Source organism: Novosphingobium sp. BL-52-GroH (assembly GCF_044813085.1).
GTDB lineage: Bacteria > Pseudomonadota > Alphaproteobacteria > Sphingomonadales > Sphingomonadaceae > Novosphingobium.
In genome coordinates this window covers 1703746-1728997 of sequence record NZ_CP171152.1, presented here as the reverse complement: position 1 = coordinate 1728997, position 25252 = coordinate 1703746, and the positions used below count along the sequence as shown (strand labels likewise).

Here is a 25252-nt window from a genome sequence, read left to right as displayed (position 1 = left end):
TCCCTTGCCTTCTTCCCTTGTTGCTAGGAATGCTCTGCGCAACTAAAGGCGCCGGATGACGAACTCCCGCCGCACTTTCGCGATCATCTCCCACCCCGACGCCGGCAAGACCACGCTGACCGAGAAATTGCTTCTGCAGGGCGGCGCGATCCACCTTGCAGGGCAAGTCAAGGCGCGCGGGGCGGCGCGGCGTGCGCGCTCGGACTGGATGAAGATCGAACAGCAGCGCGGCATCTCCGTGACCAGTTCGGTCATGACGTTCGAGCGGACCGATGCGGCCGGCAACACCGTGACCTTCAACCTGCTCGACACGCCGGGTCACGAGGACTTCTCGGAGGACACCTACCGCACGCTCACCGCAGTCGATTCGGCAATCATGGTGATCGACGCGGCGAAGGGCATCGAACCGCAGACGCGCAAGCTCTTCGAGGTCTGCCGCCTGCGCTCGGTGCCGATCATTACGTTCATCAACAAAGTCGACCGCGAAGGACGCGCCTGCTTCGACCTGCTCGACGAAGTGGCCGACATGCTCGCGCTCGACGTATGCCCGATGTCCTGGCCGGTTGGCATGGGTGGCGTGTTCGAGGGCATCCTCGACATCGCCTCGGGCCGCATCAGCCGTCCCCAGGGTCCGAGCAAGGAGTTCCTGGGTCAGGTGGACGAGGGCGCCGCGCTGCCGAAGGACGTGGCCGAGGAGCTGGAGCTGGCAATGGCCGGCTATCCCGAGTTCGATCTCGAGGCCTATCGTGGCGGTGACCTGACGCCGGTGTATTTCGGCTCGGCGCTCAAGAACTTCGGCATCGCCGAACTGATCGATGCGATCTCAAACCTCGCCCCGCCGCCGCGCCCGCAGCCGTCCGAGCAGGGTACGATCGAGCCCGACTTCAAGGAAGTCACCGGCTTCATCTTCAAGGTCCAGGCCAACATGGACCCGATGCACCGCGACCGCATCGCCTTCATGCGGCTCGTTTCGGGGACTTTCAAACGCGGCATGAAGCTGACGCCCTCGGGGCTGGGCAAGCCGATCGCGGTGCACTCGCCGATCCTGTTCTTCGCACAGGACCGCGAGATCGCCGACAGCGCCGAGCCCGGCGACATCATCGGCATTCCCAACCACGGCACCTTGCGCGTGGGCGACACCCTGTCGGAGCGCAACGACGTGCGCTTCACGGGGCTTCCCAACTTCGCGCCGGAAATCCTGCGCCGCGTCCAGCTCAAGGACCCGACCAAGACCAAGCAGCTCAGGAAGGCGCTCGACGACCTTTCCGAAGAGGGCGTGATCCAGGTGTTCTACCCCGAGCTGGGTTCGCAATGGATCGTCGGCGTCGTCGGCCAGTTGCAGCTCGACGTGCTGATCTCGCGCCTCGAGGCCGAATACAAGGTCGAGGCCGTTCTAGAAGCCTCGCCTTTCGATACCGCGCGCTGGCTCAAGGGCGACGACAAGGCGCTGCGCGACTTCGCCGAGATCAACAAGATGAACCTCGCCAAGGACCGCGACGGCGACCCGGTGTTCATGGCCCGCTCCTCGTGGGACGTGAACTATCAGCAGGAACGCAACCCGGATCTCGCCTTCAGCGCCACCAAGGAGCGCTGAAGGCGGCCTGGAGGGCTCCCAAAACGCACCTGAACGGATAGGAGGGGAACCCGACCCTGCCGTGGCGGATTGCACCGCCATCCCTTTGACCGGACCCGTGCCGTTGCAGATCAAGTTCGCCAGCTACAACATCCACAAGGCCGTCGGTCTCGACCGGCGCCGCGATCCCGAGCGCATCCTGACCGTACTGCGGGAGATCGATGCCGACGTCGTCGCTCTGCAGGAGGTCGACCGCCGCTACGGTCGCCGCATGGCGGTGCTGCCGCTCGACACGATCCAGTCCGGCACCGACTACGTGCCGGTGCCGCTCTCGATGAAGCCCGACAGCCTCGGCTGGCACGGCAACGCGATCCTCGTGCGCAAGGGGACGCAGATCATCGAGGCGGCGCCGGTGCCGCTGCCGGTGCTCGAGCCGCGCGGGGCGATCCGCGCCGACCTCGTCATCGGCGGGCGGCGGTTGCGCGTGATCGGCATGCATCTCGACCTTTCAGGCCTGCGCCGCCGGCACCAGGTGCGCAGCGTCCTGGCGCATTGTGCCGATTGCGCCGAGCGCGTCCCCACCGTGATGATGGGCGATCTAAACGAATGGGCGCAGCGCGGCGGGTGCCTGCGCGAGTTCGACGATGGTTGGCAGGTCCTCTCGCCGGGCCGGAGTTTCCCCTCGCGCCGGCCGATGGCGACACTCGACCGGATCATCGTATCCGCCGGGTGGGAAGTGCTGGGAACCAACGTGCACCACAGCCCGTTATCGGCGATTGGTTCGGACCATTTACCGGTGATCGCATCGCTGATCTTGCCTAAAATTTAGGCAACTGCACACGAATCGGGCGACGCTACGTGCGTTTCCTGCGTTCATCGGTTCAATGCTCCCCTGAATCGCCACCGAATCTTGCCAATTGGTAAATTGGCACATCCCTTGCTTTGCTTATGGGCAGCCGGCGCTGGGGCCGGTGGCTAACAGGGGATAGGCATGAAGTTCATCATAGCCATCATCAAGCCCTTCAAGCTCGACGAAGTGCGGGAGGCGCTGGGGGCAATCGGTGTCGCCGGCATGACCGTGTCCGAGGTAAAGGGCTTCGGCCGTCAGAAGGGCCAGACGGAAATCTACCGCGGGGCCGAATATTCGACCAACATGCTGCCGAAGGTGAAGATCGAGGTCGCCGCGCCGGACGATCTGGCGCCGAAGATCGTCGAGACGATCCAGCAGGTCGCCAGCACCGAAGCCATCGGCGACGGCAAGATCTTCGTCCTCGACCTGGCTTCGGCCGTGCGCATCCGCACCGGCGAAGCCGGCGACACCGCGCTCTGAGGGGGATTTCCATGATGAACCGCAAGCTTGTTTCCGGCGTCGGGGCGGCAATCGCCTCGCTCGCCGTGTCCACTGCCGCCTGGGCCCAGGCGGCGGGGCCGATCAAGGCTCCGGACGCCGCCACCGCTGCCACGATGATCAACAAGGGCGACACCAGCTGGATGCTCGTGTGCTCCGCGCTTGTCCTGCTGATGTCGATCCCGGGCCTCGCCCTGTTCTACGGCGGCCTGGTGCGCTCGAAGAACATGCTGAGCGTCTGCATGCAGGTGTTCATGATCGTCGCCGTGGCCGGCCTCCTGTGGGCCTGCCTTGGCTATTCGATGGCCTTCACCTCGGGTGGCTCGCCCTTCCCGGCGATCTTCGGCGGCCTTTCCAAGGCGTTCCTGAAGGGCGTGGACGGCACCACCGTCGGCGCGACGTTCAGCAACAACGTCTACCTGCCCGAACTCTCCTTCGTCGTCTTCCAGATGACCTTCGCGATGATTACCCCGGCGCTCATCGTCGGTGCCTTCGCCGAGCGCGTGAAGTTCTCGGCGCTGATGGTCTTCGTCGTGATCTGGTCGATCGTGGTCTACTACCCGATGGCGCACATGGTGTGGTACTGGGCGGGCCCGGACTTCCTGCCCGACGCACCGACCGATGCCGGCCTGCTCTGGGGCTGGGGCGCGCTCGACTTCGCCGGCGGCACCGTCGTTCACATCAACGCGGGTATCGCGGGCCTCGTGGGCTGCCTCATCATCGGCAAGCGCACCGGCTACCCCAAGGAGCCGATGCCCCCGCACTCGCTCGTCATGACCATGATCGGCGCTTCGCTGCTGTGGGTGGGCTGGTTCGGCTTCAACGCCGGCTCCAACCTTGAAGCCAACGGCGTGACCGCTGTCGCCTTCATCAACACCATGCTCGCCACTTGCGCCGCCGCGGTTTCCTGGTCGCTGGTCGAGCGTCTCCACCACGGCAAGGCCTCGATGCTGGGTGCCGTCACGGGTGCCGTCGCCGGCCTCGTCGCGATCACCCCGGCCGCTGGCCTGGGCGCGCCGATGACCTCGATCGTGCTCGGCTTCGTCGTCTCGCCGATCTGCTACCTCTTCGTCGCCAAGGTGAAGACCGCGCTCGGCTACGACGACAGCCTCGACGTGTTCGGCGTGCACTGCATCGGCGGCATCGTCGGCGCGATCGGCACCGGCATCGTCGCTTCGCCGGCGCTGGGTGGCCAGGGTGTGTTCGACTACACCGTGTTCCCCGCTGCATTCGATGCATCGAGCTACTCGATCGGGACGCAGGTCGTCACGCAGATCAAGGCCGTGCTCTTCACGCTGGTCTTCTCCGGTGTCCTCTCGGCGGTGATCTACTTCATCATCGACAAGACCATCGGTCTGCGTCCGAGCGTCGAGGACGAGAACCAGGGCCTCGACATCACCAGCCACGGTGAGCGCGCCTACAACATGTAAGTTTTCAAAGTTTGGCGGCGGCGGGTACTTCCTCCTCTTCTCCCACCCGTTGCCGCCTCCCGGTGTTCCTCCTGCGAACACAAACTTGAAAGGGCCGGAGCCAGCCGCTCCGGCCCCTTTTTTGTGCGCGATCCACCAGGGTGCGTGAAAGTCTTGTCGCGCGCGGATCGCTGTGGGAAGCTGCGGGGGCTGGGCCAGTTCCCGATAGAAGCGCCAGCCAAAACGGGGGACGCATGAAATACGTCACAGCCATCATCAAGCCGTTCAAGTTCACCGAAGTGAAGGAGGCGCTGAGCGCTGCCGGGGTGTCTGGCCTGACGGTGTCGGAAGTGAGCGGCTACGGCCGGCAGAAGGGGCAGACCGAAATCTACCGCGGTGCCGAATATACCACGAGCATGCTGCCCAAGATCCGGCTGGAAGTGGCCGTACCCGATTCGCTCGCGGCCAGGGTCGTCGAGATCATCCGTGGCCACGCCAACAACGACGAGATCGGCGACGGCAAGATCTTCGTCTTCGAACTCGCCCAGGCCCTGCGTATCCGCACCGGCGAGCAGGGCGACGACGCCCTCTGACGCGGGATCGTCGTTCCCGCGCGGTGTGCCGGGCGCTCAGCCGCGTGCGGAAAGCATCTCGATCAACTGGCGGATCGGCGTCACGTCGTAGCCGGCGCCGGCCGCCTTCGAGGCGATGACCGAAGGGCTGTCGCCAGCCTTGGCCCGGGCGAGCGCCCACAGCAGCGTCGATCGCGTACCCGAGCGGCAATAGGCCAGCACCGGCCCTTCGACCGCGAGTGCTTGCTCCATCGCGTCGACCTGCGTCTGGCTGAAGCCCGAATGCGTCACGGGAATCGCGACATAGTCGATGCCGGCCTCGCGGGCGGCGGCGGCGATCTCGTCGCCGGGCGTCTGGTCGTCGCTTTCGCCTTCAGGGCGATTGTTGATGATCCGCACGATGCCGAGGGCCTTGGCCTCGGCGACGTCCTCGACGCCGATCTGCGGGCTGGCGAAGACGGTGTCGGTGATCTGGCGGAACATGGTTGGCACTCCGAAAATCGATTCCTGGCCGACGGTCGGGATGCCGTCATGGCGGCCATCAAGACGTTCGAGGTCGAACAGGCAAGCCAATTCGCCCTAAAAAATCGAATGTTTCGCCGGAACGGTCCGAAAGGAGCGCGTATTTCCGTTCGCTATTGATCCTGGAGTCGTGTAAGAGGCATGATCGCAGGGGAGCGCTGGGTCTTGCCCGGGTGCTCCGCCTGACGTCCGGCGTGCTACGTCCACGCGTCCGGGCGAATGCTTATTGGGGCGCAGCGAAGGTACGTTCGTAGACATGGGTTTTGACAGAGGTCGTCGCGGAAGGGGACGCGACAAGCGGGATCGGTTTGGAGAGGACGAGTTCGACCCGTTCTTTGCCGGACAGGATCGTTTCGGCGGCGGCGGTGATCGCTTCAGCGGCGGTGGCGGCGGTGACCGCTTCGGCGGCGGCGGCGGTGGCGGCTTCGGTGGTGGCGGCGGCGGCTTCAGCGGCGGCGGCGGCGGTGGTTTCCGCGGCGGCGGCGGTGGTGGCGGCTTCGGCGGCCCTCGCGGTGGCGGCGGCGGCATGCCTGCCCAGGTCGTCGGCCAGGGTCGCGGCGTCGTGAAATTCTTCAACGCAGCGAAGGGGTTCGGCTTCATCCAGCGCGATGAGGGCGGTGACGATGTGTTCGTGCACATCAGTTCCGTCGAGCGTGCGGGCCTGGAAGGCCTCGCCGAAGGCCAGCAGCTGGAATTCCAGCTCGTCGATCGTGGCGGCAAGGTCTCGGCCACCGACCTGTCGGTCGTTGGCGACGTGATCCCCGTTGCCAAGCGCGAGCCGGCGGCCCCGCAGCGTCAGCTGACGGGCGAAAAGGCGACCGGCACGGTCAAGTTCTTCAATTCCATGAAGGGCTTCGGTTTCATCACGCGTGATGACGGCCAGCCGGATGCCTTCGTGCACATCAGTGCGGTGGAACGCTCGGGCCTTTCCGGCCTGAACGAAGGCGATCGCGTGGAGTTCGACATCGAGGTCGATCGACGAGGCAAGTACTCGGCGGTCAACCTGACGGCGCTCCAGGCCTGATCCTGCCAGCACGACCTCCGGCGGTTTGACCGGAGGACTGCAAACGTCTAAATGCGCGCAAATGGCGGTCCGGTAGGGCCGCCATTTGTCGTTTGCGATCTTCACATGCTGAATTTGTTTCGAGGATAACCGACATGTCGATTACGCCCCTGATGCCCGTCTACCCCCGGTGCGGCGTTCGCCCCGTTCGCGGTGAGCACTGCCATCTGATCAGTGACGACGGTCGCCGTTTCCTCGATTTCGCCAGCGGCATCGCCGTCAACGCGCTCGGCCATTCGCATCCGGGCCTGATCGGCGCGATCCAGAAGCAGGCCGAGACGCTGATGCACGTCTCCAACCTCTATGGCAGCCCCCAGGGCGAAGCCGTCGCCCGGCGGCTGGTCGACCTGACCTTCGCGGACACGGTGTTCTTCACCAATTCGGGCGCGGAAGCCGTGGAGTGCGCGATCAAGACGGCGCGCGCCTACCACCAGTCCGCCGGCAACGACCAAAAGTTCGAACTCATCACGTTCAACAACGCCTTCCACGGCCGCACGATGGCGACGATCAGCGCCTCCAGCCAGGAGAAGATGCACAAGGGTTTCCTGCCCCTGCTACCCGGCTTCAAGTATCTGGAGTTCAACGATCTCGAGGCCGCGAAGGCCGCGATCGGGCCGAATACGGCCGGCTTCCTGGTCGAGCCGATCCAGGGCGAGGGCGGCATCCGCATCGCCACCGACGAGTTCCTCCAGGGCCTGCGCGCGCTCTGCGACGAGCATGACCTGATGCTGGTGCTGGACGAGGTGCAGAGCGGCGTTGGTCGTTCGGGTACTTTCTACGCCTACGAGCAGTACGGCATCGAGCCGGATATCATGGCGACCGCCAAGGGCATCGGCGGCGGCTTCCCGGTCGGTGCGTGCCTCGCCACCGAAAAGGCGGCCCGCGGCATGGTCGCGGGCACGCATGGCTCGACCTACGGCGGAAACCCGTTCGCGATGGCCGCGATCGGTGCCGTGCTCGACGTGATTTCGGAGGAAGGCTTCCTTGCCGACGTGCGCGCCAAGGGCGAGCGGCTGCGGGCCCGGCTCGAACAGTTCATCGGCAACTATCCCGACCTGTTCGAACTGGTGCGCGGCCGTGGCCTGTTCATCGGCCTCAAGATGAAGGTGGAGCCGCGCCCGTTCGTCGCCCACATGCGTGACAACCACCAGTTGCTGACCGTGTCGGCGGGCGACAACGTCGTGCGCGTCCTGCCGCCGCTGGTGATCGACGACAGCCACATCGAGGAATTCATGGACAAGCTGTCGGCGGCGGCGGCAAGCTACCAGCCGGAGGAGGTCGCCTGATGGCGAAGGACTTCCTGAGCCTGTCGGACGCCGGTGGCGACGTGGTCGCCGCCATGATAAACGACGCGCTCGACCGCAAGGCGGCCCGCAAGGCCTGGCCCAAGGGGCGGGTCGATGCCGACGCGCCGCTGGCCGGGCACGTGCTCGCCATGATCTTCGAGAAGAACTCGACCCGCACCCGGGTATCGTTCGACATGGCGATGCGCCAGCTTGGCGGCTCTGCGCTGATCCTGGAGGCGGGCAGCACCCAGATCGGGCGCGGCGAATCGATTGCGGATACGGCGCGTGTGCTCAGTCGCATGGTCGACGCGATCATGATCCGTACCGACGATCACGCCAAGATCGAGGAATTGGCCCACTATGCCGACGTCCCCGTCATCAACGGCCTGACCGATCTGTCCCATCCGTGCCAGATCGTCGCCGACCTGCTCACGGTCGTGGAGCGCGGCTTTGCGCTGCCCGGGCTGCAGGTGGCCTGGCTGGGGGACGGCAACAATGTCGCCAATTCGCTGATCGAGGCGGCGGGCCTGATGAAGTTCACCATCCGTCTCGGCGGGCCGGCGGGCTACGAGGCCGACGCTGGCTTTATCGAACGCGCACGCGCAGCGGGCGGCGAAGTGATCCTCACGCAGGACCCGCAGGCCGCAACCGCCGGTGCGCAGGTGGTGGTGACCGATACCTGGGTCTCGATGGGGCAAGCGGGCGGAGACGTCCACATCGCGGCGATGCAGCCTTACCAGGTCGACGCGGCGCTTATGGCGGTGGCCGATCCGGGCGCGGTATTCCTCCATTGCCTGCCGGCACACCGCGGCGAGGAAGTGACCGACGAGGTGATGGACGGCGCCCAGTCCGCGGTCTGGGACGAGGCGGAAAACCGCATTCATGCGCAGAAGTCCGTGCTTCTGTGGGCGCTTGGCAAGCTATGAACGAGGACGATCTCCTGGACCGCGAGGACACCGGCTTCGATCGCGTCCTGGCCTTCACCGTACCCGCGCGCCATGCGCGTGGCCGCGTGGTGCGGCTCGGTCCGGTGCTGGAGACGGTGCTTTCGGCGCATGACTATCCCAAGGTGGTCAAGCATGTGCTGGCCGAGGCGCTGGTGCTGACGGCGCTGATGGGGTCGCTGCTCAAGGACGAGGGGGCACAGCTCACCTTCCAGGCGCAGTCGGAGGGCGGAGCCGTGGACCTGCTGGTCTGCGACTATCGCGGCGGCGAGATCCGCGGGTACTTGCGGCACGATCCCGACAAAGTCGGCGCGCTGGAAGACGACTGCTCTCTCGAGACGATCTTCGGGACCGGCTACCTGGCGATCACGTTCGACCTTGCGGTGAGCAACGAACGCTACCAGGGCGTCGTGCCGCTGGAAGGGGCCTCGCTAGCCCATGCCTGCGAGAGCTATTTCGCGCAGTCAGAGCAAGTGCCCACGCTCATCCGCATCGCGGTGCGCTCCAACGGCCCGCGCTGCACGGCGGCGGGACTGTTGGTGCAACACCTTCCCGACGGCGAGGAGGGCAAGGAACGCCTCCATGCGAAGGAAGACCACCCGGACTGGGAGCACGTCGCGATACTCTCCGCGAGCGTTCAGGCCGCCGAGCTTGTCGACCCGGTGCTCAATCTCGAGGAACTGCTATGGCGCTTGTTCCACGAGGAAGAGGAAGTCCGCGTGGAACGGCTCGCCCTGCTGGAACGGGGCTGCCGCTGCAGCGTCGAGCATTACCGGGCGATTCTCTCGAGCTTTCCCGAGGACCAGAGGGCGGAGATGCGCGACGAGGACGGGACGATCCCGGTCGACTGCGCCTTCTGCTCCAAGATACTACGCATCCCGGCCTAGACCGGCGCGTGCCTGCGGGTTGAATTCGTACATGTTCCTACCGATACTAGATGGCAGGCAAGGGTGCGAGACCTAGGGAATGACATTGAAAGCCGCTCTTTCGGCGCTGACGTTGACTGCCTTGGCGACCGTGGCATTTCCGGCCCACGGCCAGAGGCCGGCGCTCGCCATGCTGGACGAGGTCGAACGTGGCGGATGGGAACTGCGCGAGCGGGGCGGTGACGCCACGGTCCGCAGCATCTGCCTCGACAGCGCCCGGCGGCTCATTCAGCTGCGCCATCCCGGACTGCCGTGCAGCAGTGTCGTCGTCGAGGACACCGCGACGCAGGTGACCGTCCAATATACCTGCCGTGGGCAGGGCTATGGCCGTACCCAGATCCGGCGCGAAACCAACCGGCTGATCCAAATCGACACCCAGGGCATCGTCAACGGCCTGCCGTTCTCCTACGCCGCGGAAGGGCGCAGGACGGGCGAATGCCGCAGTTGAGCGTTGCCGTCGCCGCGCGGTGCGGTTAGCGACGGCGTCATGCAGGAAATCTCATCTCCCCAACCCGTCCAAACGCCCAGGCAGGCCGTCGTGCTGCTTTCAGGTGGGCTCGATTCCATGGTTTCGGCCGGAATCGCGCGCGAACGGGGTTTCGCGGTCAACGCGCTCACCATCGATTACAACCAGCGCCACCGGCGGGAACTCGACGCGGCAGCGGAGATCGCCAGGTTCATCGGCGCAAGCCGTCACGTGGTCCTGCCGCTCGACTTGCGACGGTTCGGAGGTTCGGCGCTGACCGACGATATCGAGGTGCCGAAGGAAGGCGTGGGGGCGGATATCCCGGTCACGTATGTGCCGGCACGCAACCTCGTATTCCTGTCGCTCACGCTGGCCTGGGCGGAAGCGATCGGGGCCAACGACATCTTCATCGGCGTCAACGCACTCGACTATTCGGGCTATCCGGACTGCCGGCCGGAGTTCATTTCCGCTTTCGAGAATATCGCCGCCCTTGCGACCAAGGCCGGGGCCGAAGGGCGGGCACTGCGTATTCATGCGCCACTGCAGTTCATGGGCAAGGCGGACATAGCACGCGAAGCCGATCGGCTGGGCCTCGACCCGGGAATGAGCTGGTCGTGCTATGATCCGCAGCCGGGCGGGAACGCGTGCGGATTGTGCGACAGTTGCCGCCTGCGCAAGGCTGGCTTCGCCGATGCCGGCCTGTTCGATCCGACTCCCTACGCGACCTGACCCCGTTAGTCGGAGCGATTTCCATCAGATGTAACCACCTGATGTCTCGGAAAATTCGTTAAGGCAAAGCTGGAGCGGTTGATCCGATGCAGTCGGATCGCAAACCGCTTCAGGCCGGGAATTGTCGTCCCGCGGTGCCGATGGTGCCGCGGGATTTTTCATGTGCCCGTGCGGCGCGTTCAAGCCGGTCTGGAAGGCGAGCACAAAAGAAAAGGGGGCCGGATTGCTCCGACCCCCCAATCTTGACCGTTGCCGGTTCGCTTACATGCCCGAACCCGGACCGTAAGTGATCTCGACGCGGCGGTTCTGCAGCTCGCGCACACCGTCGGCGGTGGGAACGCGCGGGTTGGCTTCACCGAACGCCTGGCTCGAGATCGAGGCGTCGGGGATACCGTGGCTGGTCAGGTACGAACGGACCGACGAGTTACGACGCTCCGACAGACCCTGGTTGTACTTGGGCGTGCCCGAACGGTCGGTGTAGCCGGCCAGCATGATCGGAACGCTGTCGCAGTTGCCATAGGCACTGACGGCGCTGTCGAGAATGGTGGAGGCTTCCGGCGTGATGTCCGACTTATCCCAGTCGAAGAACACGATGTACGGACCCTTGTTGCACACCACCGGCGGCGGGGGCGGCGGAGGCGGGGGCGGCGGGGGAGGCGGCGGCGGCGGCGGGGGCGGCGGCGGAGCTGCCGGTTCGCCGAAGTTGTACGCCAGGGTGCCGAGCAGCGAGTGCGAACGCCAGCGGGTGCTGATGGAATCGCCTGCCGGGCCCACGAGGTCGACGTTGTCGACGTTCATGAAGCGGTACTTCAGGCCCACATCCCAGTGCGAGCTGAGCGGAGCACGGATACCCGCGATCGCCTGCCAGGCGAAGCCGCTGTCCGAATCGTCGATGAGATCGGCGTGGACGCGAGCCACACCGGCACCACCGCCGACGAAGCCCTGGAGGCCGTCGTCGGGACCGAAGTCGAGCAGGCCGTTGACCATGAACGACAGGTTGCTGGCATCAGCGCCACCGGTGTTCTTGATCGCTGCCTGGCGGTAGCTGGCTTCGGTTTCCAGACGGAAGGGACCGAAGTCGTAGCCGAGAACGGCGCCGCCGTCGAAGCCCTTCTTGAAGTCGATCGTGTCGGCGTCGCTAACGCCGTTCACTTTGACGTCAGCGTCTTCGACGATCATGCCGCCGAAGTCGAGTTGCAGATACCATGAATTGTCGCGCGCAAGCGCGGGCGTGGCGATAGCTGTCGAAGCCAGCGCCAGACCAAGGACGAGTTTCCTCATACGTTTCCCCTACTAAGAGATTTGGAGCCACCGAGTGCGAGAGTGTCTAGCCCCTCGGCAATGCGTGTGCAAGCGCACATTAAGCCTGACTGTTGCAATAATGTCGCGTTTTCGGGAGCTTGGGTGCCGCTTGCGACCTCGATGTTCGAAATCTCTGCCACCCCGAAGAACCCCTGTTTTTGCACCCGTTATGCCGATGGGAGGATACCCAAGGCTTGAAGAGCCGAGACCAGATCATTGATCGCAGCCCGAGCCTCCCCATCAACACTCGATCCTCCAACTGGTTCCACTGGAAGCGAAGCTTTTCTCCAGGAACCAAAAAACAGCATTTCGCGACCCGCGGAAACGTCGAATACGCGCATGCCGTCGCGGGGCTCGACGAAGGCCCAGGCACTACCCCGTCGCGCTGCGATTTCGCCGTCATGTCCCTGCCATGCGCCGGATGCGCCGGTGCCGACGAGCCACACTTGGCCATCTGCGGAATTTTCCTGAGGCAACGATGTCTCACCCTCGATCGCGCAGTGGAGCAGCGCGTCGGCAAGGTTGAAAGCCTCGTTCACGAAAGTTTCCTTCTGCGCCTGCGCTGCATGGAGCAGCGGAAGGGCAAAGCGCGTGGTGGCATTCGCGAAGGCCAGCGGATCGGGCATGGGGAACTCCTGTAGGGATCAGGGAAGGGTGCAAAGGATCAGCGGAAGCGAAACGGCGTACGTACCTTGCTGACGGACTTGCAGCGGGGCGCCAGGCCCGATCATCGCCAGGCGGGCGAGCACCGATGCCTCGATCGTGAGGTTCGGAGCGGTGGTGGTCCATGTCGCGAACGGCGTATCGAGCGGGCCGAGCGTGACCAGATAGCTTTCGGATTGTTCGACCAGCGGCATGTCCACCCCGTCGTGCCAGGACCAGCCGCCGCGTGCGCGGCGCGTCCATGACAGGGTCCACCCGCCGTCACTCGACACGGACTTGCGCGGATGGACCGGCGAAGGTGGCCGCAAGGTAATTCCGTCGAGCAGGACCTTGGCGGCGACGGGCTGCAGATCGCCGCGGCCCAGCGCGACCACCTGCCGTCCCGGCGCCGCGCCCAGCACGGCGGCATCAATGGCAACGAGGCCTGCGTCGAGGAGCACGAAGGCCTCTCCGGCAAGGTGCGCACCGATGGCGGCATCGGTGCCGCCGCGTCCGCGCAGCAGTCCGTCGAGGCGCCAGCTGCCGCCGCCGAGCGGGGTGGCGTCGAGGAACTGGACGATCTCCTCACCCACCAGCGCCAGGTTGGCGCCATCGGCAAGCTGGCGCGCATCGGCGGCGGTGAGCTGCATCGCCGGGTCGACCAGCGATACGACGAGCTTGGATGCGCGGTCGAAGAGCAGCGGGCTGGCGGCAGGGAGCACCGACAGTGCGGTGCCGATCACCGCGCGCGTCCGGCCGCTCGGGCCCAGCGGCACAAGCTGCCCGTCGCCGCGGTCGGCGTAAAGGGCGGCGCCGTTCCAGTCGGCGCTCGTGCTGGAGACGGCGGCGAAGGTGCGGGCCCTGTCAGGCAGTGTGGTCGAGGCGTCGAAGGGCAGTTCGAAGGCGACGAGGCGCGTCTCGCCCGGCGGGACGTCGAGCGGCGGGTTGCTGCGTCCCGGCGCCGACGCCAGCGCCGGGCTCGTGTCCGCGCCGGCGGGCAGAGCGCGTTCGAGTGCCAGTTCGACGCCGCTTTCGCGCCACTCCCATTCTCGTACCCGCCAGCGGCCGGCGATGCCCGGAAGCGTCACCAGCGCGCCGGGTGCGACGCGAGGATCGAGTTCGCTGGTCCGCCAGGATATGCGATCGCGGCTCCAGTCGATACGCCGGGCGGTGCGCTCGATCAGGGTGCGGGCCGAGGCCGCATCGAGTGCGGCGGGCAGGTCGATCGTACCGGGCTCGCCGGAGGGCGCCCGGCCGGTGCGGCGTTGGACACTCGCCTGGTAGTCGCGATCGAGGTCGTAATAGCGTAGCACGGCGGGGGGCTGGTCGGCCGGGGCGGCGCGGTGCCGCGTAAAGCCCGAGACCACGCCGAAGTCGTCGTCGCCGGCGGCGATGGCAGGCTCGGCCAAGGCGAGCGCGGCCTCCTGCCGCCGTTCGCGCGCGATGACGAGGCCCTCGCCCTGGGCGTCGACCTCGAGCGGCATGACCTGGTGCCACACCTGGAGGTCGGAGGCAGGCGGTCCTTCGCTGGTGTAGCCGGCGACGCCGTCCAGCGGGACGGTGGCGTCGATGACTTCGACGACTTCGCCGATCACCGCCTGGAGACCGAAGCTCTCGTCGGCGATCACCTCGAAGGTGAGAGAGGGGATGCGGCTGTAGAATTCCGAGAGGTCGAGGTCCTCGAAAACGACGTAGGCGAGCCCACGATGGGCGGGGCAGTTGTCCTCGCCTTCCGCGGCCGCGATCAGCGGGTCCGGCTGCTGGTCGCCGGCGCCGGTGTGGATGCGCAGCGTTCCCGCCACCTTGAGGTCCCCTGCAGCACCGCGCAGCAGCTTGCCGTCGGCCCAGATGCGGCCGATGTCCAGAATCGGTCGGCTCGCCAGTGCGACGGCGAAGTTCGCCGTGTAGCTGTAGGTGGCGAGCGAGGGTGCACCCTTGCCGCCGCCCTGCATCTCGCTGTGTTCCACGAGATCGGTGGCCCAGATGATCGACCCGGCCACACGCATGCGACCGAAGTGGCGCGGCAGGACCCGGCCGTAGCTGGAAGCGGTTACCGCCAGTTCCTCTAGGCGGGGGCCTTGTGTTGCCGACGAGCCGAATAGCGCCGCGTCGAGCTGCCGGCCCGCCAGCGAGCCGATCGCCCCGCCGATCGGGCCACCCAGCATCGTGCCCAGACTGCTGAATACGAGCGTCGCCATGTCAGATCCTTGTCGAGACGGGGTGGGGTTGCAGGCGCCAGTGTGCCGCGACGGGCCAGTGCGCCGGGAGCGGCCCGAGCACGACCTTGCGCAGCCCGGCATGGGCGTGGACAACGGAACGCGGGGAGGCGACGATGGCCAGGTGGAGCTGGCAGGGAGAAGGGCGCAGCATCAGCACGTCGCCGGAAGCGATTGGCCCGCCTGCGGTCTCCATGCCCAGTCCCGCCGCGATGCCGGAGAGGTCCGGCAGGCCAAGAGTCCGCAGCGCATAGCCGTTGGGCAGCCGCGCTCGCTGCCCCAGCGCTGCGAGGGCCGCCGCCAGCACGCCGATGCAATCGAGCCCCGAAAGCGGATCGCGGCCGTGCAGTCGAAACCGGGTGCCGACCAGCGCCAGCGCCGCTTGCGCCAGGCCGTCGCCGGTCATCGCCGCCCCGGTCACGGATTCGGCCCCGGGTAGCGGGTGAGCATGTCGTTGCCGGGAAGATAGGGCTCGCCGCGGAAGTTCACGGCGTTGCCGAACCGCGTCGCGCATGTGCCGAGCGTCCGGTCGCAGCCCTCGCGCAGCAGGGCCGGCGTGCCGGCCGGGATCGCCTCGTCGATCGGCACGTCCAGAACCAGTCCGCCGGCCGCGTCCGGTCCCATCACGCCCATGACGACGCCGGCCTGGGGGCCGTCGAGCCAGCGCACGGTGCCGCCGGCATGCAAGGCCGCCTCGGGAACGCCTGCGAAGGTCACGGCATTCGCCAGTGGATCGGCGCTCGCCAGATGGACCTGGCGGGTGAACGCCTGCGGGTTGAGATTGCAGCCCGGTCCGCAGAAGGCCGCACGGCACGCGGGACTGGTGCGGGGGATCGGATCGCGCCACAGCTCCGCCTTGCGCGACACGAGTTCGGCGGAAAAGGCCCCATCCTCCTCGGTGACGGTGCCGACGGTGCCGGCATAGAGCACCTCGCGCTCGCCGCTTTCCCAATCGACGAGACCGATGCGCACTTGTGCGCCGTCGAAGCGGCCGGAGGCGAGGTCGTCGCTGGCGATCGCCTCGTGGGTGATCGAACCGCGCACTTCGGCGCTGTCGGGCTCGAAGTCGGCGGACTTGCGGATGGAACTGGGCACCATGCCGGGCGAGGCGCGGTGGAGTACGCCGTCGAGCCACAGGTCGCGGTCGTGGGTGGTGAAGCCGAGCGTCACCCCGTCGCGCCGCAGGATGCGCCAGAACGTCGCGACCGTTTCGAGATCGTGCGCGAACCACATCCTGCTCATGACGCCTCCCGGATCTCGACGACCGGCACACTGGGGGCTTCCCCCGCGGCGAAGGCGGCGCCCGAGACCTCGAGGCGGTCCTCGGCGAAACGCACGGGCACGTCGAAGAGGAAGCCGGCGCGCACTGCGGTGCCGGCGGCCGGCGCTTCGTCGAAGATCACGACGCCGCCATCGCCCAGTGTCCAGTTCCCGGTCTGCTCCACGCCGTCCACCGAGACGAGGAGCGTCGAGATGGCGGGACGGGTGATCCGCCGCAATTGTACGGCATCCCCGGTGTCGCTCTCGCCGCCGTAGCGCTTCACCAGCGGGAAGGCCGCCTGCAGGCCATCGCCGAAGCCGAGTTGCTGGTCGAATGGGCCGGGCGTGCCGACCATGCCGCTGGAGCTGAAGTCGCTGGGGTCGCGCAGCCGGAAGCCGCGTGCGGGGCCCCGCCGGGCGCGGTAGAAGGCGATGAGTTCACCCAGTTCCGCCTCGGACCGCACCCCGGGGCCGACGTCGAAGCGCAGGCGTGCGTTGGACCACAGGCTGTTGCGCCGCTCGAAGCCCGAAGCGGTGACCGAAACGCTGGTCGAGAATTCGGGCACCACTGTCGCGTCGCGGCCGAGCGCGAGGGGATAGGGCACGTCGTCGAAGGCCTGCATGGGGTCGGCTCCTGCATGGGATGGGGGTGGCAGCCGTACGTATCCGTCGCGTGCGACCTGGGGCAGCGCCCAGACGACGATCTCGTGCGGGGCCCGGTCTAATGCCTCGTCGATCCCGGCGTCGATGCGACGCCATTGGTCGCTCTGTTCCGCGGACAGGACGAAGCCGGCGAGGTAGTCCTGTTCCCCGGGCGGGTAGCCGAGCCGTGCGTCGACTTCGGCGTGGGCCGGTCGGCGCAGCGCATCGGCGCCTGCGGTGAGCCAGTCGTAGTCCTCCACCTGCAGCCGGTCGAATGCCGGCGCCGCCCAGCCGAGGGGGAGGTTGGCGCGCTTCAGCTCGGGCATGTCGGGCGCGAGCAGGGTGGGCGTGAACACGAGGGCCAGGGCTTCGAGCGGCGCGGGTGCGACGGCCGCGCGCGCGGCGGAGACGAGGCCGGCTGTCGATTGCGCGAGCAGGGCGCCGGCCTGGTCGAGAAGGGCGGTCTACGCCGCGTCCAGCGACGCGCGCATGTCGGGGATGGCCGGCGGGGCTGCCCGTGCAGATGATGGGCAGGTCGGGCGGGGCCGGTGCCGAAGTGGGTGGTTCCCTCCGAGCCTCTGCCGGTGCCGGACGATGCGGCAGGGGCGGTGTTCGTTCGCCAGCAGGACAGCGAGGTCCACCTCGACGACAAGGGGCAGCCTGCCTATCGCATCAAGATCCTCCATCCCAACGCGCTGGAGATCGGCAACTTGTCGCTGGCTTGGAACCCCGCCTCCGGGCCGCCTGTCGTCCACGCCATCAAGATCGCGACGGCGCCGTGATCGACGTGTGGGAGAAGGCCTCGTTCGAAATCTTGCGCCGCGAGGACCAGCTCGAGGCGGCGCGGCTCGACGGCATCCTCACCGCGGTGCTGCACGCGCCGGATCTGCGCGTGGGCGACGAGCTGGAGTTCGCCGCGACGCTGCGCACCACCGCCCGACGCTGGGCAGCGAGGACGCCGTCCTGCTCGTTCTCGGGGCGGAGCCGGCGCCCGGCCGGTTCCACCTGCGGCTGAGCTGGGAGGCGCGCGACAAGCCGGCGGTCAAGATGGCGCCTGACATGGCGGAGGTGGCGCAGGCGAGCGCGAACGCGATCGACTATCGCTTGGACAATCCGGCCGCGCTGACCCCGCCCAAGGACGCGCCGCCGCGCTTCCTGTGGCAGCGCGTATAGCAGTTTCGGCGACTGGTAGGCGATCTCCCGCCGCTTCGCCCCGCTGTTCGCCAGAGCCTCGCAAATTGGCGCGGCATCGCCGCTCAAGGCCGAGGCCGCCCGCATCGCTGCCGCCAGCGCGCAGCCGCTGGACCGCGCCGCCGCCGCGCTCAAGCTGGTGCAGCAGGACGTGCGCTCCATCTACGTCGGCCTCAACGGCGCCAATCTCAACCCCCGCCACGGCGGAGGAGACCTGGCAGCGCCGCTATGGCGACTGCAAGGGCAAGACCGCGCTACTGCTGGCGCTGCTGCGCGAACTGGGCATCGAGGCGCAAGCGGTGCTGGCCAACAACAGCGGCAACGACAACGGCCTCGCTGAACGGCTGCCCAGCCCGCGCATGTTCGACCATGTGCTGGTGCGGGCGCGGATCAGGGCCGCAGCTATTGGCTCGATGGCACGCTGCCCGCGGTGGTGCCGCCGCTCGATGAGCCGGTCATCCCCTACCGCTCGGTGCTGCCACTGAGCGAGCCGGGCAGCGGCCTGGAGCGCCTGGCGTGGAAGCCGGCGACGCGACCCGACGAAATCACCTTGTTCGAGATCGACGCGCGCGCTGGTTTCGTCGCGCCGGCGCGGATCACCAACACCACGATCAAGCGCGGCATCGAGGGGCTGCAGCAGGAAGTTCAGCTCTCGGCTCCGACGCCCGCGCAACTGCTCGCCGCCTTCCGCCAGAACGCGATCGGCGACACCTGGTAGACGATCGAGGACGTGAAGTGGCGCTACGACCGCAAGGCGCAGGCCAGCGTGCTGACGATCTTGGGCACCGGCACCGTCGACTGAGAGGACCAGGGCGGTGGCTCCAAAGGGCTGGCGCTCCCCGGCGGGGGATTCACCCCGCCCGAAAAGCGCCTGCGCGCGCCCGAGCAGAACCAGGACCTGCCGTTCTACAGCAAGCCGAACTTCGACTGCCGGGTCACCACCGTGCGCCTGCCGGCGACGACCAGGCCGGGGCAGTGGTCGCACAAGGACGACATCGATACCCGCCTGTTCGGCCGCGCCTACTACCGCGCGTTCGATCTGCGCGACGGCGCCTTGCGCATGGTGCGCGGCGCCCGCATCGAACAGACCGAAGTGGACGCCGCCACCGCCCGGCGCGACAAGGCCCGCATCGCTAAGTTCGACAACAGCATGGCCTGGATCACTTATGAGCCTGACGGCGACAACGGGCCAAGCCAGGCCGCTAGGCCCGTCCCCGCGACGTACGAGATCGACTGGGCGGCGGACAGCGTACCGTGCCTTGGCGCCGGCGGCGAGGGCAGGGCAGTAGGCTTTGCCCCACGTCCTTCCTTATCGTCACTCTGAAGTCGGTTCAGGATGACGGGGTTTGGAAGAGGGACGTTGGGGGCAATATCCCTCGGGTAGTGGGGGAGGGGCCCTCGGCGTTGGAAGCGGCGTGAGTGGAGGTGATCGCAGAAACGCTTTCCGAGCGTACGCTCTCATGACTGTCATCCGAGACGCTGGCCGAGCTTACCTCTTCGCTGGCTTTGAGGCCAGCGGTCGCATTGACCTTGGCGGGTGTGCCGCGGGCGCCTGATCGACGACGATTGATCACGCTCTCATCCGCGGGTTGATTACCGCACTACCCGTATCCGTCGCTAGGCCTGTCCACCGTCTAAGATCGGGCGTCCGCCAAGCCTGCCCCAACGTACGTCGTGGATTGCCCATCACAGTTGAGTGCCCGCGGCACGCCGGCCAAGGCTATGCAGACCCTGCGCTGGCGTCTCCTCTCGTTGCCGCTCGAAGAGGGGCAGCCGGCGACGATCGGCGATACGTGCCTGGCGATGTCCCAGGCATAGCCGACCAGTTCACGCGCGATCGCGGTGGTTACCTTGGGCTGAGGTTTACCCGTGGCCACCAGACGGCGGAAGCGCTGACACAGACGAACCTGCGCCTTCCATCCAATCGCCTGATTATCATCTGCCAGATCCTTCACGCGGTCTCGGTAGCACTGCGCTTCCCGGGCAGGCAGCCAGTAGGCCCAGCCCGCCTCGATCAGCATGGTACGCGCTTGCCCGTTACCTGCACGGGTAATGCGACCGCGCTGGGTGCGGGTGCCGCTGGAATGTTCCGACGGCACCAGGCCGAGATAGGCCATCAACTGCTTAGGGTGTCGAACCGGGTGAGATTGCCGACTTCGGCAACTAGCGTTGCGGCGCTGACCAACTGAATACCGCGCAACGCCTGGAGATTGCGGACGAGCGGCGCAAACCGCCAACCTTCCACCGCCTCGGCAAGCGCCGCCTCGAGGCGGCCCACGCGAGCCCGTGCTTCCAGCACCCGCTTCTGCATCTCCTCGAATGCCAACTGCTGATGAAGGAAGTCGAACCGCTGTTCCGCCAGCCAGCGCCAGTACGCCTTGGTCCACGCCGCACGGCCGGTAAACCGTCGGTCCTGAAGAAGAAAGCTGCGAACCGTCTGCTTGGCCCCGGTTGCATCCTCCTTCGCGCTGTGTCGTGCGCGGATCAGGTCGCGCACCGCCTCGTGCGCTTGGTCCGGCACCCAGATCGCGGTGAGTTCGCCGGCACGCAGCAGCCGCGCCTATGTCATCGCATCACGCCGGTCGGTCTGCACATGATCGCCCGGTCGCCGAGGCATCATCTACGGCGCGATGACGATACAGCTCTGCCCCAGCCCGGTTAACAACCGGTGCAGGCCGTAGCCGCACGGTCCCGCCTCATAGCAGAAGTTCAGACTCGCGCCTGACCCGGTCCGCCGCTTAACCAGCTTTCTGATCGCATCGTCCTCGTTAGGAACCGTACCGACATAGCACACCTCGCCCCCGCGTTCCCCGTCGGCCACCGCGACCGCGATGGTTTCCTTGTGCACGTCCAGCCCGATGTACTTCACTGCCTCCGTCATGACTCGTCTCCGTTGCTGACAAATCCATCGTCAGCATCCCAAATTCGAGCCGCCGAGGCTCCCGCAGTCATTGGGTCTAAGCGATCGGCAAGGCTGATCCCGATCGCAGGTGGTCGATGGTCTGCCGTTCAAATGCTTGAGGGTTCCGGGCAGCTGTCCGCAACATGTCTTCGTCCAGCGCCAGTGCGACCTTGCCATCGGCGAGCATGAGGCCGGCGTTGCATGCCGAGACCAACGTGCCGAGGTCGTGCAGGGCAGTGATGAGCGTCAGACCGCCATCAACCATGTCACGCAGAACATCGCGCAGGTCGAAGATCGCGACGGGAATCGAGCCAGTTGAATGGCTCGTCGAGGATCGCGAGCGGATGACCGCCCGCGAACGCCGCAGCGATGGCGATTCGCTGTCGCCGTGCAAGAAGACCTCATAGCCGCCGCACAGGAGATAGCGGCGGGCGAACTGCTCAATGCGGCGCAAGAGCGCACCGCCCGGGCACAGGGATGGCGCGGGCGATGAGGGTTAAAGGCGACGTGAGCGCTAATTCGCTCCTGCGGCCACAGCCAGGCCAGACTTGCCAGGTATAACATCGGACCGCAGGACTACTGGTTGACGGCGCCCGCCAGCTTGCCGACCTTCTGTACGCCGGCAACGGTGGTAACCATGATGTCATTGCCATCGACGACGACGATCACGTTCTCAAGCCCGATCACCGCAACGTGCGGTCCATCGCTGTCGACAAGGACATTACGGCAGTCGACCATCTCGACCCTACCGGTGCCGCGCACCGAATTGCCCGAGGTGTCGCGCTCCAGCGCTTCGTGCAGGGCATGCCAGTTGCCGATGTCGGACCAGTTCATGATGGCGGGCACCATTGCGGCGCGCTCGGTGTTCTCCATGACGGCATAATCGACGGAATCGCTGGGCACGTTGCCGAAGACTTTGGCATCCGGGTGGAAGCGCTGGCCATCCTCGTGTCCCTTGGTGACGGCTTCCTTGACGCCGGCGGCGATCTGCGGCCGATGGTGCTCGAGTTCGACGATGAAGTCCTTGACGCGGAATGCGAAGATGCCGCCGTTCCAGGCATAGCCGCCTTCGGCCAAGAAGGACCTGGCGCGCTCAAGATCGGGCTTTTCGACGAACTGCGCGGTACGATAGCCGGTGTCGGAAATCTTTTCCCCCTGACGCAGATAGCCAAAGCCGGTTTCCGGCGCCGTCGCCTCGATTCCGAAGGACACCAGCCAGCCTTCACTCGCGAGGTCTGCAGCGGCCCAGGCTGTGGACGCAAACGCGTCGGCATCACCGATGTGCTGATCGCTCGGGCACACCAGCATGACCGCATCTTCGGGCAGGCGATACGCGGCCAGCGCGATCGCGGCCGCAGTGTTGCGCGCGGAAGGCTCGACGATGACCTGCGCGCCGTTCATGTCATCCAGCTGCGCTTCGACGTGTTCGACATGCTTGCCGCCGGTCACCACGACAGGCGGGGAAAAGCCCCCCGATGCCGGACAGCGACGCACGGCGGCTTCAAACAAAGTGCAATCGCCAACCAGGCTCAGAAACGGCTTCGGCTTCACAGCCCGGCTGCGCGGCCACAACCGTGTGCCGCTACCGCCGCAAAGGATAACCGGAACTATGGTTGGCATATACGTCCTTCGCTATGCTAAATGACTGTCGATCGCGGATCCTAAAGATTGCTGCCAGTATTGCAATAGTTGGGTATCGGTAAGTGCCTGGTAAATATCAATTTTATTGGGGTCAGGCGTTCGCTATATCTTCCGGCCCAGCCTGAAAAAGCCATTTCCGTGTCCGCAGACTCACATCCTGCTCAAGCGCCCATCGTCATCGATGAGGGTGACCCTGGACGGCGGCGCGGTGCCCCAGTCCCATAGTACTAAGTTGGTATCTTTACCGGACGCGCCGCGCGCGAAACTGCGGACCAGCATTCCGTCGAAGCCTTCGGCCATGAAGGTCGGGGCGAAGGCTTGCGTTGCGGTCTTGCCGCCGCCGCGCATTTGGTCGCGCCAGGTCGGCTCGGAAAGAGCATACAGGGTCATGCCGAAGCTGTCGAGGGCGCCAGGGGCGCGGCTGTCGAGCACGTTCTCTATATCGCCGTGATAGGCCATGATCGTGGTCGGCTGCAGGTCGCCGACGTGGTTAGCTTCGCGGATCGCGGTGTGTAGCGATGTCGCAAGGTGGAGCGCCGGCGTTCCCTTCGGGTTGAAGCGGCCGCCGTAGAGCTCGGCGCCGCGCCCCGACAGCGGCTCGCGCGCATGGACAGGGTTCAGCGCTCGATAGAGCTTGCCCTGATACCGCATGCGAGCGCGCTCAGGCGTAAACGCCTGCGTCCACGGCGTCGATATAGTCCAGGACTTCGCCCGCCTCGCCCTCCTGCAAGAGTTGCATGGCGGTCCGGCCCGAAAAGCCGGGCAGCGGCTCCGACCGGTACCAAGCATAGGCGATCAGCGCAGAGCCGAAGCGGGGAGTGGCCTTCGTGATCACCTCGACCATTTCGCGCAGGCGGCGCTGGGTCTTATCGGAGCGGACGCGCTCCTTGCGCTGGACGGCATCACGCCCCAGCCCCGCGGACCGCGCCACCTCCTCGCTGGTGGTGCGAAAGGCGGAGGCGATCTTGCCGGGCGCGAAAGCCCGTGATCGGCATACTCTATCAAACTCATGATACATCCTGACGCAACCAATATGACGTGATATAGCGTCAAGCTATGCGCGATTCAAGAAATGCTGCCAAACCTGTGCGCAAGCGGCTGCCGCAGCGAATATCCGCCCTCCCCCGGTTTGAGCCGGACGGGCGGGACTGGTAAGCAGGCGGAAATACGAGGGCACGCCTGGATATTTGGCGCACGGTCCGCGATGCATTCTGATGCATCTGGCAGTGCAATTTTGGATCGGACGATATCCGCTTTGGATCGGACGATATCCGCGCGGATATCAAGATAGTATCTCAATATTACTAGAGCATTTTCCGATCACGCTGGATCGTCGCCGCAGGAGCTGAAGTAATTGGCGCACTCGTCTGGCTGGAAGATATCGACGAGTTTGCCGATGAAATCCCACAGGCCTGAGACGGTGCGTTCGGATGCTTTGCGCAGCATGGCCTTGAGGCGTGAGAAGGCCTTTTCGATCAGGTTAAAATCGGGGCTGTAGGGCGGGAGGAAGCGCAACGCTGCCCCGGCAGCCTCAATCCTCTCGCGGACGGCCACGCGCTTGTGGCTTGAGAGATTGTCCATGATGACCACGTCGCCTGGCTTGAGCTCTGGCACGAGTACCTGGGCGACGTAGGCTTCGAACCAGTCGCCGTTGATCGGCCCGTTCAGCACCATCGGGGCGATCATCCCGGTCATGCGCAGCCCCGCGACGAACGTGGTCGTCTTGCGATGACCATGCGAAAGCCCATCCGCAGGCGCTCGCCCCTGGCGCAGCGGCCATGACTGCGGGCCATGTTGGTCGCGGTCCAGGTCTCGTCGATAAAAATCAGGCGCTCGGACTCCAGATCCAGTTGGTAGTCGAACCAGGCCCTTCGTCGCTTCAGGACGTCCGGACGGTCTTGCTCGATCGCATGACCCGACTTTTTTGCGCGTGATCCTGTGCCGGTCGAAGAAGCGCCACAGCGTACCGATCCCAACGTGGACACCGCGCGCGGCAAGACCCGAGCGGATCTCTTCGAGGGTAATGTCCCCGTTCTCCTCGAGCATGGTCATGATGAGATCGGCATGTGCGTCGGTCTTCGATGATCGCTGATCGCCACCAGGATTGCCGGCAACGGCCCGTCCATGCGCCAGCGCGATTTGCCGCCAGCGGATCGCCGTCGCTACGCCAACCCCGAAACGTGCCGCCGCTGCCCTGCAGCTCAGGCCTCCTTCGACTGCGCCAACAACACGATCTCGCAAGTCCTGCGACAATGCTCTGGCCATCCATGCCGGCCTCCATACCCAGCGCGGATCCTGAATCAGAATTTTCGCGCGGAGGGAATCTTTCGCGATTCAGGCACTGTGGAAAACGCTCTAGATAGATAAGAGTGTGATAGGCTCTTTTTGCGGCTTGGCCGGCAGGCGACTGGCGCTTCACATGCGACCATAGATTGGCGCCGTGCGTCAAAAAGGCGCAAGCCTTCGTACTTGTATGTAGCTGCATCTCTTTCATCCAACTCAGTTTAGTTTCGATGATTCCAAGACAGCTAAAGATGTTTGGCAGATGCTGTTAATAGTATCTACCCAATATATTCTTTTGTCCTTAAATACTATCAGGTATCCCGTTTCTTTCACAC

28 protein-coding genes and 2 pseudogenes are annotated in these 25252 nt (G+C 65.9%); 17 read left to right on the top strand and 13 right to left on the bottom strand.

Translation table 11 applies throughout. The features are described from left to right. Window positions 1–55 precede the first annotated feature (55 nt). The 5 genes from ACFFDA_RS20895 to ACFFDA_RS20875 all read left to right on the top strand — a co-directional run bounded on the left by ACFFDA_RS20895 (window position 56) and on the right by ACFFDA_RS20875 (window position 4923). Entirely contained in the window at window positions 56–1594 is a 1539-nt protein-coding gene (locus ACFFDA_RS20895; protein ID WP_404482703.1) for a peptide chain release factor 3, read from the top strand. Window positions 1595–1697: 103 nt separating this feature from the next. Then, window positions 1698–2402: an endonuclease/exonuclease/phosphatase family protein gene (locus ACFFDA_RS20890; protein WP_404482702.1), complete on the top strand. Its 705-nt coding sequence runs from the start codon at window positions 1698–1700 to the stop codon at window positions 2400–2402. A gap of 162 nt (window positions 2403–2564) precedes the next feature. Next, a complete protein-coding gene (locus tag ACFFDA_RS20885) occupies window positions 2565–2903 on the top strand; it encodes a P-II family nitrogen regulator (RefSeq protein WP_007687500.1) in 339 nt (112 codons plus the stop codon). A 14-nt stretch (window positions 2904–2917) separates the two neighbouring features. After that, the gene (locus ACFFDA_RS20880; RefSeq protein ID WP_404482815.1) at window positions 2918–4351 is read left to right on the top strand and encodes an ammonium transporter; all 1434 of its coding nucleotides are present in this window, start codon (window positions 2918–2920) and stop codon (window positions 4349–4351) included. Between the two features lie 233 nt (window positions 4352–4584). Further along, window positions 4585–4923, top strand: coding sequence for a P-II family nitrogen regulator (locus ACFFDA_RS20875; RefSeq protein WP_404482701.1), 339 nt, complete (start codon window positions 4585–4587; stop codon window positions 4921–4923). A gap of 36 nt (window positions 4924–4959) precedes the next feature. On the opposite strand, the gene ACFFDA_RS20870 is transcribed toward ACFFDA_RS20875, so the two are convergent. Next, complete coding sequence (locus ACFFDA_RS20870) at window positions 4960–5385, bottom strand: TIGR01244 family sulfur transferase (RefSeq protein WP_404482700.1); 426 nt, start codon at window positions 5383–5385, stop codon at window positions 4960–4962. Between the two features lie 295 nt (window positions 5386–5680). Here ACFFDA_RS20870 and ACFFDA_RS20865 point away from each other — a divergent pair, with 295 nt between their 5' ends. The 6 genes from ACFFDA_RS20865 to queC all read left to right on the top strand — a co-directional run bounded on the left by ACFFDA_RS20865 (window position 5681) and on the right by queC (window position 10838). After that, entirely contained in the window at window positions 5681–6448 is a 768-nt protein-coding gene (locus ACFFDA_RS20865; RefSeq protein WP_404482699.1) for a cold-shock protein, read from the top strand. 134 nt (window positions 6449–6582) lie between these two features. After that, a complete protein-coding gene (locus ACFFDA_RS20860) occupies window positions 6583–7773 on the top strand; it encodes an aspartate aminotransferase family protein (protein ID WP_404482698.1) in 1191 nt (396 codons plus the stop codon). After that, window positions 7773–8699, top strand: coding sequence for an ornithine carbamoyltransferase (gene argF, locus ACFFDA_RS20855; protein WP_404482697.1), 927 nt, complete (start codon window positions 7773–7775; stop codon window positions 8697–8699). Before ACFFDA_RS20860 ends, argF begins: the two co-directional genes overlap by 1 nt. Beyond that, window positions 8696–9604, top strand: coding sequence for an Hsp33 family molecular chaperone HslO (locus ACFFDA_RS20850; RefSeq protein WP_404482696.1), 909 nt, complete (start codon window positions 8696–8698; stop codon window positions 9602–9604). Before argF ends, ACFFDA_RS20850 begins: the two co-directional genes overlap by 4 nt. Window positions 9605–9683: 79 nt before the next feature. Beyond that, window positions 9684–10091 (top strand): hypothetical protein, encoded by a 408-nt coding sequence (locus ACFFDA_RS20845; protein WP_404482695.1) that lies wholly within the window; start codon window positions 9684–9686, stop codon window positions 10089–10091. A 39-nt stretch (window positions 10092–10130) separates the two neighbouring features. Then, complete coding sequence (gene queC, locus ACFFDA_RS20840; RefSeq protein ID WP_404482694.1) at window positions 10131–10838, top strand: 7-cyano-7-deazaguanine synthase QueC; 708 nt, start codon at window positions 10131–10133, stop codon at window positions 10836–10838. 261 nt (window positions 10839–11099) lie between these two features. Here queC and ACFFDA_RS20835 read toward each other — a convergent pair whose 3' ends face one another. The 6 genes and pseudogenes from ACFFDA_RS20835 to ACFFDA_RS20810 form a co-directional block, all read right to left on the bottom strand. Then, window positions 11100–12119, bottom strand: a complete 1020-nt coding sequence (locus ACFFDA_RS20835) for an OmpA family protein (protein ID WP_404482693.1) — start codon at window positions 12117–12119, stop codon at window positions 11100–11102. A gap of 188 nt (window positions 12120–12307) precedes the next feature. Continuing rightward, complete coding sequence (locus ACFFDA_RS20830) at window positions 12308–12766, bottom strand: DUF2793 domain-containing protein (RefSeq protein ID WP_404482692.1); 459 nt, start codon at window positions 12764–12766, stop codon at window positions 12308–12310. 18 nt (window positions 12767–12784) lie between these two features. Next, entirely contained in the window at window positions 12785–14980 is a 2196-nt protein-coding gene (locus ACFFDA_RS20825; RefSeq protein ID WP_404482691.1) for a phage tail protein, read from the bottom strand. 1 nt (window position 14981) lies between these two features. Next, window positions 14982–15419, bottom strand: coding sequence for a hypothetical protein (locus ACFFDA_RS20820; RefSeq protein WP_404482690.1), 438 nt, complete (start codon window positions 15417–15419; stop codon window positions 14982–14984). Next, window positions 15416–16240 carry a DUF2163 domain-containing protein gene (locus ACFFDA_RS20815; protein ID WP_404482689.1) on the bottom strand — a complete coding sequence of 275 codons (825 nt, stop codon included), beginning with the start codon at window positions 16238–16240 and terminating at the stop codon, window positions 15416–15418. Before ACFFDA_RS20815 ends, ACFFDA_RS20820 begins: the two co-directional genes overlap by 4 nt. Beyond that, window positions 16237–17412 (bottom strand): annotated as a pseudogene (locus ACFFDA_RS20810) (DUF2460 domain-containing protein); the annotation flags it as partial. The gene ACFFDA_RS20815 and the pseudogene ACFFDA_RS20810, both read right to left, overlap by 4 nt. 36 nt (window positions 17413–17448) lie before the next feature. Here ACFFDA_RS20810 and ACFFDA_RS20805 point away from each other — a divergent pair. The 6 genes from ACFFDA_RS20805 to ACFFDA_RS20780 all read left to right on the top strand — a co-directional run bounded on the left by ACFFDA_RS20805 (window position 17449) and on the right by ACFFDA_RS20780 (window position 19415). Next, a complete protein-coding gene (locus tag ACFFDA_RS20805) occupies window positions 17449–17682 on the top strand; it encodes a hypothetical protein (RefSeq protein WP_404482910.1) in 234 nt (77 codons plus the stop codon). Then, window positions 17679–17915 (top strand): hypothetical protein, encoded by a 237-nt coding sequence (locus tag ACFFDA_RS20800; protein ID WP_404482688.1) that lies wholly within the window; start codon window positions 17679–17681, stop codon window positions 17913–17915. The genes ACFFDA_RS20805 and ACFFDA_RS20800 overlap by 4 nt, the downstream gene beginning before the upstream one ends. A gap of 32 nt (window positions 17916–17947) precedes the next feature. Further along, the gene (locus ACFFDA_RS20795; protein ID WP_404482686.1) at window positions 17948–18073 is read left to right on the top strand and encodes a hypothetical protein; all 126 of its coding nucleotides are present in this window, start codon (window positions 17948–17950) and stop codon (window positions 18071–18073) included. Continuing rightward, window positions 18058–18576, top strand: a complete 519-nt coding sequence (locus tag ACFFDA_RS20790; protein ID WP_404482684.1) for a transglutaminase domain-containing protein — start codon at window positions 18058–18060, stop codon at window positions 18574–18576. Before ACFFDA_RS20795 ends, ACFFDA_RS20790 begins: the two co-directional genes overlap by 16 nt. Further along, complete coding sequence (locus ACFFDA_RS20785) at window positions 18525–18809, top strand: hypothetical protein (RefSeq protein WP_404482682.1); 285 nt, start codon at window positions 18525–18527, stop codon at window positions 18807–18809. The genes ACFFDA_RS20790 and ACFFDA_RS20785 overlap by 52 nt, the downstream gene beginning before the upstream one ends. A gap of 225 nt (window positions 18810–19034) precedes the next feature. After that, window positions 19035–19415 (top strand): hypothetical protein, encoded by a 381-nt coding sequence (locus tag ACFFDA_RS20780; protein ID WP_404482681.1) that lies wholly within the window; start codon window positions 19035–19037, stop codon window positions 19413–19415. A gap of 472 nt (window positions 19416–19887) precedes the next feature. Here ACFFDA_RS20780 and ACFFDA_RS20775 read toward each other — a convergent pair. The 6 genes and pseudogenes from ACFFDA_RS20775 to ACFFDA_RS20750 all read right to left on the bottom strand — a co-directional run. Beyond that, a pseudogene (locus tag ACFFDA_RS20775) lies at window positions 19888–20972 on the bottom strand (IS110 family transposase); the annotation flags it as partial. Between the two features lie 76 nt (window positions 20973–21048). Beyond that, window positions 21049–21447, bottom strand: a complete 399-nt coding sequence (locus ACFFDA_RS20770; RefSeq protein ID WP_404482679.1) for a hypothetical protein — start codon at window positions 21445–21447, stop codon at window positions 21049–21051. 122 nt (window positions 21448–21569) lie between these two features. Beyond that, entirely contained in the window at window positions 21570–22613 is a 1044-nt protein-coding gene (locus tag ACFFDA_RS20765) for a mannose-1-phosphate guanylyltransferase (RefSeq protein WP_404482678.1), read from the bottom strand. Window positions 22614–22784: 171 nt separating this feature from the next. After that, complete coding sequence (locus tag ACFFDA_RS20760; protein ID WP_404482676.1) at window positions 22785–23285, bottom strand: RES family NAD+ phosphorylase; 501 nt, start codon at window positions 23283–23285, stop codon at window positions 22785–22787. A gap of 10 nt (window positions 23286–23295) precedes the next feature. Continuing rightward, the gene (locus ACFFDA_RS20755) at window positions 23296–23652 is read right to left on the bottom strand and encodes an antitoxin Xre/MbcA/ParS toxin-binding domain-containing protein (protein WP_404482674.1); all 357 of its coding nucleotides are present in this window, start codon (window positions 23650–23652) and stop codon (window positions 23296–23298) included. Between the two features lie 302 nt (window positions 23653–23954). Then, a complete protein-coding gene (locus ACFFDA_RS20750; protein WP_404482673.1) occupies window positions 23955–24899 on the bottom strand; it encodes an IS630 family transposase in 945 nt (314 codons plus the stop codon). Window positions 24900–25252 lie beyond the last annotated feature (353 nt).

Bases quoted from the DNA above. Each gene is read 5' to 3' on its own strand.
- argF (WP_404482697.1), top strand. From the start codon at position 7,773: ATGGCGAAGGACTTCCTGAGCCTGTCGGACGCCGGTGGCGACGTGGTC.
- ACFFDA_RS20875 (WP_404482701.1), top strand. From the start codon at position 4,585: ATGAAATACGTCACAGCCATCATCAAGCCGTTCAAGTTCACCGAAGTG.
- ACFFDA_RS20885 (WP_007687500.1), top strand. From the start codon at position 2,565: ATGAAGTTCATCATAGCCATCATCAAGCCCTTCAAGCTCGACGAAGTG.
- ACFFDA_RS20825 (WP_404482691.1), bottom strand. From the start codon at position 14,980: ATGGCGACGCTCGTATTCAGCAGTCTGGGCACGATGCTGGGTGGCCCG.
- ACFFDA_RS20755 (WP_404482674.1), bottom strand. From the start codon at position 23,652: ATGTATCATGAGTTTGATAGAGTATGCCGATCACGGGCTTTCGCGCCC.
- ACFFDA_RS20760 (WP_404482676.1), bottom strand. From the start codon at position 23,285: ATGCGGTATCAGGGCAAGCTCTATCGAGCGCTGAACCCTGTCCATGCG.
- ACFFDA_RS20860 (WP_404482698.1), top strand. From the start codon at position 6,583: ATGTCGATTACGCCCCTGATGCCCGTCTACCCCCGGTGCGGCGTTCGC.
- queC (WP_404482694.1), top strand. From the start codon at position 10,131: ATGCAGGAAATCTCATCTCCCCAACCCGTCCAAACGCCCAGGCAGGCC.
- ACFFDA_RS20880 (WP_404482815.1), top strand. From the start codon at position 2,918: ATGAACCGCAAGCTTGTTTCCGGCGTCGGGGCGGCAATCGCCTCGCTC.
- ACFFDA_RS20830 (WP_404482692.1), bottom strand. From the start codon at position 12,766: ATGCCCGATCCGCTGGCCTTCGCGAATGCCACCACGCGCTTTGCCCTT.
- ACFFDA_RS20795 (WP_404482686.1), top strand. From the start codon at position 17,948: ATGGCGCCTGACATGGCGGAGGTGGCGCAGGCGAGCGCGAACGCGATC.
- ACFFDA_RS20750 (WP_404482673.1), bottom strand. From the start codon at position 24,899: ATGGCCAGAGCATTGTCGCAGGACTTGCGAGATCGTGTTGTTGGCGCA.
- ACFFDA_RS20895 (WP_404482703.1), top strand. From the start codon at position 56: ATGACGAACTCCCGCCGCACTTTCGCGATCATCTCCCACCCCGACGCC.
- ACFFDA_RS20765 (WP_404482678.1), bottom strand. From the start codon at position 22,613: ATGCCAACCATAGTTCCGGTTATCCTTTGCGGCGGTAGCGGCACACGG.
- ACFFDA_RS20815 (WP_404482689.1), bottom strand. From the start codon at position 16,240: ATGAGCAGGATGTGGTTCGCGCACGATCTCGAAACGGTCGCGACGTTC.
- ACFFDA_RS20850 (WP_404482696.1), top strand. From the start codon at position 8,696: ATGAACGAGGACGATCTCCTGGACCGCGAGGACACCGGCTTCGATCGC.
- ACFFDA_RS20865 (WP_404482699.1), top strand. From the start codon at position 5,681: ATGGGTTTTGACAGAGGTCGTCGCGGAAGGGGACGCGACAAGCGGGAT.
- ACFFDA_RS20870 (WP_404482700.1), bottom strand. From the start codon at position 5,385: ATGTTCCGCCAGATCACCGACACCGTCTTCGCCAGCCCGCAGATCGGC.
- ACFFDA_RS20845 (WP_404482695.1), top strand. From the start codon at position 9,684: ATGACATTGAAAGCCGCTCTTTCGGCGCTGACGTTGACTGCCTTGGCG.
- ACFFDA_RS20835 (WP_404482693.1), bottom strand. From the start codon at position 12,119: ATGAGGAAACTCGTCCTTGGTCTGGCGCTGGCTTCGACAGCTATCGCC.